At 63.2% G+C, this 13273-nt stretch carries 11 protein-coding genes; 4 read left to right on the top strand and 7 right to left on the bottom strand.

The features are described from left to right. Window positions 1–19: 19 nt before the first annotated feature. On the bottom strand, window positions 20–733 hold the full coding sequence (trmB, locus tag C3418_RS06795) for a tRNA (guanosine(46)-N7)-methyltransferase TrmB (RefSeq protein ID WP_010675501.1): 714 nt from the start codon (window positions 731–733) through the stop codon (window positions 20–22). Between the two features lie 260 nt (window positions 734–993). Here trmB and C3418_RS06800 point away from each other — a divergent pair, with 260 nt between their 5' ends. Next, the gene (locus tag C3418_RS06800) at window positions 994–2061 is read left to right on the top strand and encodes a M28 family metallopeptidase (protein WP_103858193.1); all 1068 of its coding nucleotides are present in this window, start codon (window positions 994–996) and stop codon (window positions 2059–2061) included. A gap of 199 nt (window positions 2062–2260) precedes the next feature. Beyond that, the gene (locus C3418_RS06805) at window positions 2261–3442 is read left to right on the top strand and encodes a PLP-dependent aminotransferase family protein (RefSeq protein ID WP_041212430.1); all 1182 of its coding nucleotides are present in this window, start codon (window positions 2261–2263) and stop codon (window positions 3440–3442) included. Between the two features lie 63 nt (window positions 3443–3505). Here C3418_RS06805 and C3418_RS06810 read toward each other — a convergent pair whose 3' ends face one another. Further along, the gene (locus C3418_RS06810; RefSeq protein WP_039040184.1) at window positions 3506–5047 is read right to left on the bottom strand and encodes a cyclic diguanylate phosphodiesterase; all 1542 of its coding nucleotides are present in this window, start codon (window positions 5045–5047) and stop codon (window positions 3506–3508) included. A 246-nt stretch (window positions 5048–5293) separates the two neighbouring features. On the opposite strand from C3418_RS06810, the gene C3418_RS06815 reads away from it, so the two are divergent. After that, complete coding sequence (locus C3418_RS06815; RefSeq protein ID WP_052815202.1) at window positions 5294–6199, top strand: TIGR01777 family oxidoreductase; 906 nt, start codon at window positions 5294–5296, stop codon at window positions 6197–6199. A gap of 42 nt (window positions 6200–6241) precedes the next feature. Here the strand turns inward: C3418_RS06815 and C3418_RS06820 are convergent, their stop codons facing one another. Together C3418_RS06820 and C3418_RS06825 are read right to left on the bottom strand one after the other, a co-directional pair. Beyond that, complete coding sequence (locus C3418_RS06820; RefSeq protein ID WP_103858202.1) at window positions 6242–8683, bottom strand: ABC transporter permease; 2442 nt, start codon at window positions 8681–8683, stop codon at window positions 6242–6244. Between the two features lie 64 nt (window positions 8684–8747). Then, window positions 8748–9458 (bottom strand): ABC transporter ATP-binding protein, encoded by a 711-nt coding sequence (locus C3418_RS06825; RefSeq protein WP_042016058.1) that lies wholly within the window; start codon window positions 9456–9458, stop codon window positions 8748–8750. 57 nt (window positions 9459–9515) lie between these two features. On the opposite strand from C3418_RS06825, the gene C3418_RS06830 reads away from it, so the two are divergent. Then, window positions 9516–10124: an arylesterase gene (locus C3418_RS06830; RefSeq protein ID WP_103858194.1), complete on the top strand. Its 609-nt coding sequence runs from the start codon at window positions 9516–9518 to the stop codon at window positions 10122–10124. Window positions 10125–10430: 306 nt separating this feature from the next. On the opposite strand, the gene C3418_RS06835 is transcribed toward C3418_RS06830, so the two are convergent. The 3 genes from C3418_RS06835 to C3418_RS25065 form a co-directional block, all read right to left on the bottom strand. Next, complete coding sequence (locus tag C3418_RS06835) at window positions 10431–11375, bottom strand: chemotaxis protein CheV (protein WP_103858195.1); 945 nt, start codon at window positions 11373–11375, stop codon at window positions 10431–10433. Between the two features lie 335 nt (window positions 11376–11710). Beyond that, window positions 11711–12811: a porin gene (locus tag C3418_RS06840; RefSeq protein ID WP_103858196.1), complete on the bottom strand. Its 1101-nt coding sequence runs from the start codon at window positions 12809–12811 to the stop codon at window positions 11711–11713. 149 nt (window positions 12812–12960) lie between these two features. After that, on the bottom strand, window positions 12961–13191 hold the full coding sequence (locus tag C3418_RS25065) for a zinc ribbon domain-containing protein (protein ID WP_219812686.1): 231 nt from the start codon (window positions 13189–13191) through the stop codon (window positions 12961–12963). Window positions 13192–13273: the final 82 nt, after the last annotated feature.

Below are 13273 nucleotides of genomic sequence, written 5' to 3' on the forward strand. Positions count from 1 at the left end.
CCTTAGTTGATACGTTGACTCAGTTGACTCGTTTGAAAATCAGATCCCAGACACCGTGGCCCAGACGATGGCCACGCTGCTCGAATTTGGTCAGGGGGCGCCAGTCGGGACGGGGCACCCAGTTGCCGGTGGCGGAGGTATTCTCGTACCCCTCGGCGGCACTCATCACCTCCAGCATGTGCTCGGCGTAGTTCTCCCAGTCGGTGGCCATGTGGAAGACGCCACCGATGGCAAGCTTCTGGCGGATATCCTGGGCAAAGGCAGGCTGCACGATGCGGCGCTTGTGGTGGCGGCTCTTGTGCCAGGGGTCCGGGAAGAAGAGCTGCAGGCAGGAGAGAGAACCGTTCGGGATCATGTGCTCCAACACTTCCACCGCATCGTGGCAGATGACGCGCAGGTTGGTGACGCCCGCCTCCTGGGCGGTGCCAAGGCAGGCGCCTACACCAGGAGAGTGCACCTCGATGCCGATGAAGTTCTTCTCGGGGGCGTTCTTGGCCATCTCCACCAGGGAGGCGCCCATGCCGAACCCGATCTCCAGCACCACGGGTGCCTCGCGGCCAAACAGGGCCACCATGTCGAGCGGCTCTGGTGCGAAATCGATGCCCATGACCGGCCAGAGCTCTTCCAGGGCCTTCTCCTGCCCTTTGGTCAGGCGGCCTTCGCGACGGACGAAGCTGCGGATCTTGCGCATGAACTTGCCGTCTTCGTTAAACACATCTTGGGTCACAGACATAGTAAATTGCTCGTTATTGCATCGCTCTGGAACAGAGCCGACATAAATGGATCGCTCGTTATTGCATCAGTTCGCAAAAACAGGGGAGCGAATTATCCCAAGATAGGCACAAGGCGCAAGTGTTTCCCACAACAAATCCCCCGGGACTGCCCACTTCCACCGGCAAGGTTGACAAATGCCACCCCCTTCACAGAATCTGCCGGACGTCGGGTTCATCCTGACGCGGAAAAATAAAACCATATACAACAAAGGATTGCAGTATGAAGAAAACCCTGTTGGCCCTCGCCCTGCCTGCCCTGCTGGCCGGTTGCAACCCCTCTGACAACGACTCCCAACCCCCTGCCCCCGCCGCTCAGGCCCATGAGTTTCTGGTGCAACTGAGCTCTGGCGCAGAAGGGATAGGCGCTCGTCCCACGGGCACCGAGGCCGAAACCCGCGCCGCCGCCTGGATCCAGGATCACCTGGCCGGCTGGGGTTACGAGGTGCAGAACCAGCCATTCACCTACACCCGGGGCGGCACAGACCGAACCTCCCAGAACATCGTCGCCGAGCTCAAGGGTCAGAGCGACAAGGTGATCCTCATCGGTGCCCACTATGACAGCACCGGCGAGAAGAAAGGATCCGAAGGCGCCACCGACAACGGGGCCGGCGTCGCCGCCCTGCTGGCAGTTGCCGAGGCACTCAAGGGAGAGACCCTGCCCTACACGGTGCGCTTCGCCTTCTTCGGCGCCGAGGAAAACGGCCTCAACGGCTCCAGAGCCTATGCCGCCAGTCTCGACACCGACGCCGTCGCCAAGCTGCTGGCCATGGTGAACTACGACACCATCGCCGGGGGTGACATCGTCTATGTCCACTCGGCCCACTCCGACGTGGCCGAGTACAACTGCGCCGACCCGAGCCGCTACAGCTTCGATCCCAAGGTGCGCGATCGCCTGCTGGCCATCTCCCAGCAGACCGCCACCCCGTTCGCCATCCACCCCAGCTACAGCGGCTACCCGGAAGGGGAGACCGGCAGCTGGTCCGATCATGCTCCCTTTGCCTGCCTGGGGGTGCCCATCGCCTACGTGGAGGCCACCAACTTCACCATCAACGGGGAAGATGGCTATGACGGCTACTCCCAGAGCACCAATCCGGCGCTGTGGGACTGCTACGACGACGCCACCAAGAGCGCCTGCGACCGGGACAGCGAGACCCAGTGGGGCAAGATCTGGCACACGGAGCATGATCGCCTCGACAAGATGGCCGAGCTCTTCCCGGGCCGGATCGAGCAGCAGCTCGGGGCCAATACCGACCTGATGATCCGCTTCCTCAAGGCGCCGGGGCTCTGACCCCCATCCCGCCCGATGCCCCCCTGACAGGGGTTTTTGCGCCCCTGACCGGGGTCGGGACGATAAAATTCGGGCAGGTGCCAAACCTGCCCTTTTTTATGGATTTTTGTGACAGCCATTGCCTCATTTCTGAAATCTGATACAAACGGATAACCTGGCGGTTGAATGGAGCGACCGCCACCTAGTCAGAGAGAACCCTATGCAGCCGTTTTTTGCCCAGCGCTTCGAGAAGGTCGAGCCTTCCTTTATCCGCGAAATCCTCAAAGTTGCCGCCAATCCGGAGATCATCTCCTTCGCCGGCGGCCTGCCCAACCCCCATCTGTTCCCGGTCAAGGCCATCGAGCAAGCGTGCCAGGACGTGCTGCGCGAGCAGGGAGCCGCCGCGCTGCAATACGCCACCACCGAGGGCTTTGCCCCGCTGCGCCAGTTCATCGCCGACCGCTACCTGAGCCGCCACGGCATGACCGTCAATCCTGACAACATCCTCATCACCAGCGGCTCCCAGCAGGCGCTGGATCTGCTGGGCAAGGTGCTGGTGAACGAGGGGCAGGATCTCATCATCGAAGAGCCGGGCTACCTTGGCGCCATCCAGGCGTTCTCCGTCTATCAACCGAATTTCAAGCCCATCACCCTGGCGGAAGAGGGGCTGGATCTGGCCGCGCTGGATGCGCTGCTGGAGCAGGGCTCCAGCGCCAGGCTGCTCTACGGCGTGCCCAACTTCCAGAACCCGAGTGGTGTATCCTACAGCCGCGCCAACCGGGAAGCCCTGGCGGAGCGCCTGGTGCGCCACGATCTGCTGATGGTGGAAGACGACCCCTACGGCGAGCTGCGATTCGAAGGGGAGCACCTGCCCCCCATCGCCAAGCTGGCCCCCCACAACACCGTGCTGCTCGGGTCCTTCTCCAAGACGGTGGTACCCGCCTTCCGCCTGGGCTGGATGGTGGTGCCGGACTGGCTGCGCAAGAAGGTCACCATCGCCAAGCAGGCCACCGACCTGCACAGCAACGCCTTCAGCCAACAGGTGCTGCACCGCTTCCTGACCGACAACTCCCTCGACGCTCACCTGGAGAAGATCAAGGAGGTCTATGGTCGCCAGCGTGCCGCCATGGAAGCCGCCCTCGCCCGCCACTGTCCGCCCGGCGTCAGCTACACCCGTCCCGAAGGGGGCATGTTCCTCTGGCTGACCCTGCCGCCCAGCGTCAGTGCCATGGCCCTGTTCGACGAGGCCATCAAGGAGAAGGTGGCCTTCGTGCCCGGCGCCCCCTTCTATGTGCGCCCCGAGATCCAGAACACCCTGCGCCTGAGCTTCTCCTGTGTGGATGAGGCGACCACGGAAGAGGGTGTTCAGCGTCTGTGCCGCGCCCTGGCCCGCATGCTCTGAACCATTCGGCCATAAAAAAACCAGCGACCCGGTCGCTGGTTTTTTTTGCCTCGCGCTTTCCCCTCAGCGCCCCTGGCCGGCCAGCTGGCTGACAAACTCCTTCATGGGCATGGGCCTGCCAAACAGGTAGCCCTGCAGGAAGGTCACCTCGCGGGCCTTCAGATAGTCGGCCTGCACCTGATTCTCCACCCCTTCCGCCACCAGTTGCAGACCGAGCCGGGTCGCCAGATCGATGACGTTCTCCACGATGTGGCTGGAGAGCGCGTCCGACCCAATCATGCCGACGAAGCTCTGATCGATCTTGAGGAAGTCGACCTGGAAGGTCTGCAGGTAGGTCAGGCTGGAGTGGCCGGTGCCGAAATCGTCGATGGCGATGAAGACCCCGAGGGCATGGAGCTCGGCAAAGAGCCGGTCCGTCGTCTCGTCCGCCACGATGAGCTCGCGCTCGGTCAGCTCCAGCACCAGCTTGATGGGATTCCCCTTGAAGGCGTTGATGAAATCCCGGCAATCTTCCACCAGGCTCAGATCCTTGCAGTGGCTGGCGCTGATGTTGAAGCCGAAGTGGAACCCTCGCGGCAGATGGTGCGCCTTGCCCGCAAACTGTTCGCGCACCTGCGCCATCAACAGCCGGGTCATGGGCACGATGAGGCCACTGTCCTCTGCCAGGGGAATGAAGCGATCCGGCGAGATCATCCCCTGACGGGGGTGTTGCCAGCGCATCAGCACCTCGCAACCGCTCCATTGGCCGTCCTCCCCGTTCACCACGGGTTGCAGATAGGGGATGAACTCCTGCTGGGACAGTGCCCGTTTCAGCTCCTGGGCCGGCGAAGTCGAACGGCCCATCAGCCAGAAGACCGCCACCCCGAGCAGCAGGCTCAGCAGAGGATAAATAATGACGCCCACCTTGGAGTAGTCCCAGATGTGGGCACGGTACTCATCCACCGACACCGTGGTCACTACCTTGAACGGGTACCTGGTCGAGACCTGTTCGAGATAGCCATTGCGATCCTTGGGGATCAGCTTGTCGGTGAGTTCGCTGTTTCGCAGCAGCATCTCGTTGCCGACCACCAGCCCCAGTGGGGAGTTGCGGCTCAGCATGTCCAGGATGTTGAGCAGGTAGTAGCCGTCGACCCCCACCAGCACGCTGAACTCGCCCACCTCTTCCCGGTAGGCGATGAGGGGGCGATTCGGGGTGACCGGGTTGCCCTTCATCAGGTCGAGCCTGCCCCCGACATAGTCATCCAGCTTGATGCCGCCATCGACCGGGCCATAGAGGGAAGAGCAGTAGATCCGATCCCCCCTGGCCAGGTTGACGCTGCGCACATCCGGCACCGTGGCCACCTGATCCCTGAGCCCCTGCACCACCTCGAGACAGGGCCTGCCCAGGCTGCCGGTGAGGGCCGACGCCGCCAACTGGGCATTGTCCAGAGTGCGGTCGAACATGACCCTGGCATGTTCCAGGCGCGCCACCGCATCCTGTTTCACGCCGGTGGCGGTCTGCCAGATGACGATGACGAGCCCAAGGAGCATGGGCAACAGACCGGCCAGCAAGGCACAGAGCAGCCGGACATAGAATTGACGCACCTTCAAACGTCGAAATGGCATAACGGCCCTCATGAACATGGCGAAAAAGCGCTCGAGTTTACCCGCTGGCGCCCGTTTGGCAAGCCGGAATGAGCCCCTGATACCGCCGCGCCACGGCGCCCCCCCGTGGTCGCAACACCCGGCAACCCCGTGGACAAAGGGGGCGGCGTCTTGGGAGACAAAAATCATAATGCTTATAAAAACAGGAGCTTGTCCATCGGGCACCCAGGCTCTAGAGTAGACCCTAGAGCGTCAGGGAGGCAGGACATGAAGATACTGATCACGGGGGGCACGGGGTTTATCGGCCGCCGTCTGGTGGCACACCTCAAGGTGGCGCACGAAGTAGTCGTGCTGACCCGCCAGGGCAGCCGGGCCTACGAGCTGCTCGGCCACGATGTCACCCTGCTGGACAGCCTGGACAGGCTGGATCACCTCAATGACGTGGACATCGTCATCAACCTGGCCGGCGAACCCATCGCCGCCGGACGCTGGAGCGAGTCCCGCAAGCAGTTGCTCTGCAACAGCCGCTGGCTGCTGACCGAACAGCTGGTGGATCTCGTCAAACTATCCAGCACGCCCCCCAGATTGCTGCTCAATGCCTCCGCCATCGGCTGGTATGGCCGCCAGGATGACGCTCCTCTGGATGAAACATGCCAGAGCCCTCACGACGAATTCACCCACCGTCTCTGTCAGCAGTGGGAGCAGCTTGCCCAGCAGGCCCGCTCGGCCCAGACCCGGGTCTGCATCCTGCGCATCGGCCTGGTACTCGGCATGGAGGGGGGCGCCTTGCCCAGGATGCTGCCCCCTTACCGCCTCGGCCTCGGCGGCCCCATGGGCAGCGGCACCCAGATGATGAGCTGGATCCACGTGCAGGATCTGGTGCGGGCCATGCTGTTTCTCATCGAGCACGGCGAGTGTGACGGCATCTTCAACGGCACGGCCCCGCAACCGGTCAGCAATCGCCGGTTCAGCGAGACCCTGGCCGCCACGCTCCATCGACCGCACCTCTTCTTCGTACCGGCACCCCTCCTGCGACTCCTGATGGGAGAGGCGGCGGATCTGCTGCTCACCGGACAGCACGTGCTGCCCGCCCGCTTGCAGCAGGCCGGTTTTCACTTCAGCTTCTCGGCCCTGCCCGGCGCTCTGGACAATCTGCTGCACTCACCCCGTTGACCCAATGACACATCCCGACCGAGGTCGGGATGTGTCGAGCCATCAGAGCAGCCCCTGCCCCAGTCCCCTGAGCCGGTCGCTCAGGGTACCCGCCAGCAGTTGGCGGCGCATGCCCTGTCCAGCCAGGGTCACCAGCACGGCCCCAAGCAGGGGGAGTGCAGCCCAGATGGCCCAGTGGAACTGCCACTGCGCTCCCTCCCACCACCACTGCAGACCGAAGGAGCAGAGCTCCACCACCATGGCGGCGCAGAGCCCTGCCAGGGCACCGCTCGCCACCAGCTCCCAGCGCAGCATCTTCTCGAGCAGGGCGCTGCCCGCCCCCAAGGTGCGCATCAGCAGCAGCTCCCGGCGCCGATGGGCCATGCCGGCCTGGGTCTGGGTCAGCAGCACCAGCAGGGCGGCTACCGTCACCAGCCCGAGCATCAACCCCAGGGCGCGGCTCACCTGATCGGAGACCAGGGTGAGGCGGCCTATCAGATCCTCCACATCGATGAGGCTCACCGTGGGGTGGCGGCGGATGAGTTCCACCTCTGCCCCTCGCCCCTCAGGCGGCAGACGATAGCTGCCGAGCCAGGTCTGGGAGAAGGGGGCCAGCACGTCCGGCGAGAAGATCATGTAGAAGTTCGGCCTCATGTTGTCCCACTTGATGGACCTCAGGCTGGTCACCCTGGCCTCGAACGCCCGCCCCTCTATGGTGAAGCCGAGCACGTCTCCGAGCGCGATGCCGAGCCGTCCCGCCAGCGCCTCATCGACGGAGACCTCCCCCTTGCCGGCCAGCCATTGACCGGCAGTGACCTTGTTGTCGGCGGGCAGGGCCGATGTGGTGGTGAAGTTGAGCTCTCTGTCCACCCCCTCCCGCGCCGCATCCTCCCCCACCGCCTCACCAGCGATACGGGTCAGGCGCCCGCGCACCATGGGGTAGAAGTCCGAGGTGATGGCCCCGGCCCGGTGCAGATCGGCCAGGATCCCTTCCCGCTCGCTGTCCGCCACATTGACCAGGAAGCGGTTCGGGGCGTCGGCAGGCAACCGGGTGGAAAAATCCTCCAGCAGATCGACCCGCGCCGCCCACAGCAGCCCGAACAGCATCAGGGCCAGGGCGAAACCCGCCAGCTGGAACAGACCACTGCCCCGCTCACGGGAGAGGTGATTGATGGCCAGGCGCAGGGCATGGGGCCCCTTGAGCCGACTGCCAAGACGCAGCAGCACGGAGGCGAGCAGGGCCAGCAGCGCCATCAACACCCCCATGCCGCCGATGAGCCCGCAGGCCAGCCTGATGTCGGCGGTAAAGCCCCACACCAGGGCAAACAGCCCGATGAGCCCCACGGGCACCGTCAGCCAGGGAGGGATCCCCGCCTCCAGCTCCCGGCGCAGCACCCGCAGCGGCGGTACCTTGAGCAGCCTCAGGAAGGGGACGAACGCCAGCATCAGGGTGATGAAGAAGGCGACCGCAAGGCCCAGGGCGAAGGGTCGCCAGGAGGGGGGCGGCAGATCCGCAGGCAGCAGATCCCCCAGCAGGTTCAGGGTCAGCCACTGCATGGCGCTGCCCGCCACCAGCCCCATCAGGGCCCCCACCAGGGTCAGGGAGAACAGCAGGGTGCCCATCAGTTGCCACAGGGTGCGCCGCGAGGCCCCCAGGGTCTTGAGCAGGGCCACCATGTTGGTCTGGCGCTCGGCGAAATGGCGCACCGCTATCCCCATGGCCAGGGCGCCGAGCAGCACGCCGGCAAGGGATGCCAGACGGAAGAAGCGCTCGGCATTGCCCAGGGATTTCCCCACCTGGGTACCCTGATCGTCGGGTTTGACGAGCTTCTGCCCGGCGCTCAGCCTGGTGTTGAGCCAGGCCTCATAGCGGGCGATGGCGTCACGGGGCCCCTTGACGAGATAGCGCCACTGCTGGCGACTGCCCGGCAGCAGGGCCCCGGTCGCCTCGATATCGGCGCTGTGGATCAAGGCCCTTGGCGCCATCTGGAAGGGGCTGAACCCCTGATCCGGCTCCTGGCCCAGCTCCCCTGCCACCGTCAGCCGGGTGTTGCCGACCTCGAGTGCCTCCCCCACCTTGGCGCCGAGCAGTTGCATCACCCTGGCGGAGAGCCAGATCTCGCCGGGCGCCGGGGCGCGCTGGGGAGTGAGCTCCAGCTTGCCGTAGAAGGGAAAATCCCCGGGCACGGCGCGGATGGAGGCCAGTTGCAGGGTATCACCGTGAAACAGCATGCTGTTGAAGCTGACCGTGGTCTGCACGGCCAGCCCCTCCTGATGCGCCTGCGCCAGCCACTCTGCCGGTGCCGGCGTCGCGGAGCGCAGCACCCTGTCCCCTCCGATGAAATCCCGCCCGGAGGCCTTGAGCCCCACGTCCAGCCGATCCGCCACCAGAGCCACGCTGAGCACGCAGGCGACGCTCAGCGCCAGCGCCAGCACAAACCAGCGCAGCTCGCCGCTGAACCCTTCCCGGCGCAGCAGCTTCAATCCCAGTCGCCACTGACTCATGACGCCTCCCTCACCGTCCATGCTGCTGCCAACGATCCCCTGGTGCAGCTCTGTCTCCACTGACTCATGACAGCTCTCCCACCCTGGCCGCCATGACAGCCTGTGCCTCCAGCCGCCCGGCTGACATCACCAGCTGCCGCTGGCAGCGCTGGGCCAGCTCATGGTCATGGGTCACCACCACCAGGGTGGTGTTGTGCTCGCGGTTGAGACGAAACAGCAGTTCGATCACCGTCTCCCCTGTCTTGCTGTCGAGGTTGCCGGTGGGCTCGTCCGCCAGCAGCAGGCTGGGGCGGGTCATGAAGGCACGGGCAATGGCGACCCGCTGCTGCTCGCCGCCGGAGAGGCGCGGCGGTAGGTGGTGCAACCGCTCTCCCAGACCGACCTGGGCCAGCAGCTCCCGGGCACGGGGCTCGCTGTCGGTCTCCCCCCGCAGCTCGGCCGGCAACATGACGTTTTCCAGGGCGCTCAGGGTGGGCAGCAGCAGGAACGACTGGAACACGAACCCCACCTGCTCGGCCCGCAGCCTGGCGCGTCCCTCCTCGTCCAGCCGGGTGAGGGAGTGGCCGAGGATCTCTATCTCGCCGCTGCTCGGCAGATCGAGACCGGCCAGCAAACCGAGCAGGGTGGACTTGCCGGAACCGGACGCACCGACCAGCGCCAGCGTCTCGCCGGTATTGACTTGCAGATCGATCCCTTCAAGGATGGTGAGGCTTTCCTGACCGAGGCGAACGGTTTTACCGAGCCCCCTGACGGCGATAATGGGCGTTGAACTCATCTTGGGTATCCTGTTTGCCTGAACCTGTAATGACAATAGAACGTGGGAGTTGACTGCATGATGCGTCTCTTGTTTGCCGTGAGTTGCCTGTGCTGCTGGGCAGCGTCCGTCCAGGCCCAGACCCTGCTGGTACTGGGCGACAGCCTGAGTGCCGGCTACCAGATGCAGGCCGAACAGAGCTGGCCTGCCCTGCTCAATGAAAAGTGGCAGCAGCAGGGGGGAGAACACACCCTCATCAATGCCAGCATCAGCGGTGAAACGACCCAGGGCGGCCTGGCCCGCCTGCCCGCTCTGCTCGAAACCCACAAACCGGACTGGGTGTTGATCGAACTCGGCGCCAACGACGGGCTGCGGGGCTTTGCTCCCGCCATCACCCGGGCCAACCTGACCAAGATGATCGAGCTCGCCCGGGCGCACCAGGCGAAGACGGTGCTGACCCAGATCCTGCTGCCCCGCAACTATGGGGCGCGCTATCTGCAACAGTTCGAGCAGATCTTCCCGGATCTTGCGAAGGCCAACGACCTACCGCTGATGCCCTTCTTTCTGGATGATATTGTGCTGCGCCCTGAACTCATGATGAACGATGGACTGCACCCGACGGCCACCGCCCAGCCCCGGATCCGCGACAAGGTCGCCCGCTTTGTCGAGCCTCTGCTGACTCAGTAGCCCGGTGGCCGGGCCCCTGGCCCTTCCCCTTGCCCAGCAAAAAGCCCCCGCATGGCGGGCAATGCTGTTCAGATAAGCACTTTTTTGACTGATTATTCATAAATTGGATTTGAGTTGAGGGGGCAAGGCTGTGTCCAGTCGATCTTCCTCCAGCCTTTATCCAGCGGGGCTTGCAATAGAAAGAGGGAGGCATCATGCCTCCCTCGCTTTTTTGTCCTGATACTACGTGGACTGGAACTCAAATTCTCTTAAGTGAACAGCATTGCCCGCATGGCGGGGGCTTTTTCATGGTTCGGCGTGCCGGGTTCAACGGCCCAGGATCTGCCGCATCCGCTGCTGTGCCACGTCCACCAGCAAGTCGGGCTGGAATTTGGAGATGAAGCGATCACACCCCACCTTCTTGACCATGGCCTCGTTGAAGTTGCCGCTCAGGGAGGTATTGAGGGTGATGAAGAGATCGGACATGCGCGGATCGCTGCGCACCTCGTGAGTCAGGCGATAACCATCCATCTCCGGCATCTCGGCGTCCGTGATCATCAGCATGATCTCGTCGGTCACCTTCTTGCCCGCATCGCACCACCCCTTGAGCAACTTGAGGGCCTGCAAGCCGTCCTGGCACTCGATGACCTCGAGCCCGAGCTGGGCGAGGGTCTCGCGCACCTGGTTGCGGGCCGTGCTGGAGTCATCGACGATGAGCACCCGGCGTCCCTGCATCTGGGGCAGGATCTCCTCGTCCAGCACCTCGGACGAGATGCGCACGTCATAGGTGATGATCTCCGCCAGCACCTTCTCCACGTCGATGATCTCGACAATCTGGTCGACCCCCCCTTCCGGGATGCGGGTAATGGCGGTGAGGTAGTTGGCACGACCCGCCGAACGGGGCGGCGGCAGTATGTCCTTCCAGGTCATGTTGACGATGTGGGCCACCTGCCCCACCAGGAATCCCTGAATGGTGCGGTTGTACTCGGTGATGATGAGGTTGGACTCCTGATCGATGACCATGGGACGCATCCCGATGGCACCGCGCAGGTTGATGACGGGGATGGAGACGCCGCGAATGTTGGCGACGCCGCTGATGTTGTGGTGGGACCCCGGCATCTTGTTCAGATGGGGCAGCTTGACCACTTCCCGCACCTTGAAGACGTTGATCGCAAACAGTTGCTGGGCACCCAAACGGAACATCAGCAGTTCCAGGCGATTCTCCCCTACAAGCTGGGTACGTTGATCCACTGAATCCAATATGCTCGCCATATAACGCCCTTACGTCCATTTCCCGAAATTGCCCCGCACCGGAGCTGCGACATGCCAACCAGCCCCGCTTTCCCTGTCGGGACAACGCAAGCCTATATAGAAATAATGAAAAGCGTCGAGGAAAGATAGGATCTTGACCACGGGGCGTGATCATCGCCCCATCACTGCCTCATGGCAAGCACAGCCACGCACCGGCCCCGACAACAAGGGTATCGACCACACGGGGCCATTGCTGAACCCCGGCGTGCCGCTCTTGTCATCCAGCGCGGTCCGCCAGCAACGAAAAGACCGGCCACATGGGCCGGTCCTGGGATGTGCAGTGCGTCTGGGACGACTTAGAAGTTGTACTGCAGGGCCACGGCGACGATGTCGTCGGTGGACTTGTTCAGGCTGTTCTTGCCGGTGGAACCCACTTCGTCCAGCAGGTTGATCTTGTAGTCCACGTAGGCATTGAAGTTGTCGGTGAAGTTGTACCAGGCACCCACGGAGACGTATTCGGTCGCGGTGTCATCGATGCCGTGAGCGCTGTCCTTCACGTCGGTACGCAGGTAGGCCAGAGAGGGCTTGAACTTCGGCGTGATGTTGTACTGCACGACCGCTTCGTAGCCATCCATCTTCTCGGCGTAACCGCGCATGGAGCCGGTGTCCACGAAGAGGTGATCTTCACCGTGGGAGTAGGTGGCGGCCATGTAGAGGTTGCCGACGGCATACTTGGCGCCCACCCCGAACAGCTTGGCGTCGTTGTCGCCGCCGAAGCTCACGTTCTCGGCCTGCTCGTCGGTCTTGCCAGCCTGGTTGTAGGCGGCACCCAGGCTCAGGCCCATGTTGAAGTAATAGTTGGCAGAGAGGGCATACCCCTCGGAAGAACCTTTCGGGCTCCAGGTGCTGTTCGGGCCGACGCGCTCGCTGCGGCTCGCGTTCTGCGGGTCGTTGTTGCCGGTGAACTGGGCACCCAGGGTCAGCCCCTGCCAGTTGTACATGTACTGGGCCAGGCCGTTGGTACGACCGGTGCCGAACACCTCGGTGTCCTTGCCCAGACCATCACCACCCCACTCCGGCAGCACGTCGGTGTAGTTGTTCACCGCCTTGGTGAACAGACCGTCCTGGCGGCCGTAGCTGAAGGCACCGAAGCGATCGTGCTTGATGCCCGCATAGGCGTAACGCAGCTCGTCGTTGTCAGAACCGGAGACCGGCAGGTTGTACTCGGCGAAGCCGAACGCGGTCAGATCCTCGTCAACCTTGGTTTCACCTGCGATGTGCAGACGCAGGTAGCTGGCATCGCCTTCGGTGGCGTTGTCATCGGTGCCGTAGTACATGCCGTTGACGCGGCCGCCGATGTCCAGTTTGGTACCATTCTGATCGTAAACGTTGGCGGCCTGTGCACCACCGGCCAGCAGCAGGCTGGAGATGGCCATCGTCAATGCTGTCTTTTTCATTGTTCTTTCCTCAGGTGTAAGCACTCTCTGTCAGACCAGAGTTCGGTCGTGATGATCGGTTGATGTGCCGATGGCCTAAGGTAGATCCGGAAACCTTGTTGACATCCTCCCCCACCTTAGCGCTTCGCGTCACAGGAGGGGGATTCCCATTACTGGGTGATAGCTGCTCGCGCAGTACCGGGTTCCTGCTTCATCGGGCGGCCTGATTGCACCACGCCTCCACAGGCTAAAACGGCGTGTCCCGCCGCTAAAATATTGCGAGCGCCGTTCACATCGGCGTTCGCCTCATAACCACACGCAGCGCATTTAAACTGGCTTTGCGTCTGGCGGTTATCCAGGGCTGACGCATCAGTGTTTATACTTTGAACAACCCCATACATTCGAACAAATATTGTTCATTCAGACAGCAGAGCCTGCGCTTGTTGGCCATGCTTAGATTACGTGATTTGTTTTGCTTCAGCA

Origin of the sequence: Aeromonas sp. ASNIH8, from assembly GCF_002919855.1 — a bacterium.
GTDB classification, from domain to species: domain Bacteria; phylum Pseudomonadota; class Gammaproteobacteria; order Enterobacterales; family Aeromonadaceae; genus Aeromonas; species Aeromonas caviae.

Excerpts from the sequence above, each read along its gene's own strand:
- trmB (WP_010675501.1), bottom strand. The coding sequence starts at position 733 with ATGTCTGTGACCCAAGATGTGTTTAACGAAGACGGCAAGTTCATGCGC.
- C3418_RS06800 (WP_103858193.1), top strand. The coding sequence starts at position 994 with ATGAAGAAAACCCTGTTGGCCCTCGCCCTGCCTGCCCTGCTGGCCGGT.
- C3418_RS06805 (WP_041212430.1), top strand. The coding sequence starts at position 2,261 with ATGCAGCCGTTTTTTGCCCAGCGCTTCGAGAAGGTCGAGCCTTCCTTT.
- C3418_RS06810 (WP_039040184.1), bottom strand. The coding sequence starts at position 5,047 with ATGCCATTTCGACGTTTGAAGGTGCGTCAATTCTATGTCCGGCTGCTC.
- C3418_RS06815 (WP_052815202.1), top strand. The coding sequence starts at position 5,294 with ATGAAGATACTGATCACGGGGGGCACGGGGTTTATCGGCCGCCGTCTG.
- C3418_RS06820 (WP_103858202.1), bottom strand. The coding sequence starts at position 8,683 with ATGAGTCAGTGGCGACTGGGATTGAAGCTGCTGCGCCGGGAAGGGTTC.
- C3418_RS06825 (WP_042016058.1), bottom strand. The coding sequence starts at position 9,458 with ATGAGTTCAACGCCCATTATCGCCGTCAGGGGGCTCGGTAAAACCGTT.
- C3418_RS06830 (WP_103858194.1), top strand. The coding sequence starts at position 9,516 with ATGATGCGTCTCTTGTTTGCCGTGAGTTGCCTGTGCTGCTGGGCAGCG.
- C3418_RS06835 (WP_103858195.1), bottom strand. The coding sequence starts at position 11,375 with ATGGCGAGCATATTGGATTCAGTGGATCAACGTACCCAGCTTGTAGGG.
- C3418_RS06840 (WP_103858196.1), bottom strand. The coding sequence starts at position 12,811 with ATGAAAAAGACAGCATTGACGATGGCCATCTCCAGCCTGCTGCTGGCC.
- C3418_RS25065 (WP_219812686.1), bottom strand. The coding sequence starts at position 13,191 with ATGTATGGGGTTGTTCAAAGTATAAACACTGATGCGTCAGCCCTGGAT.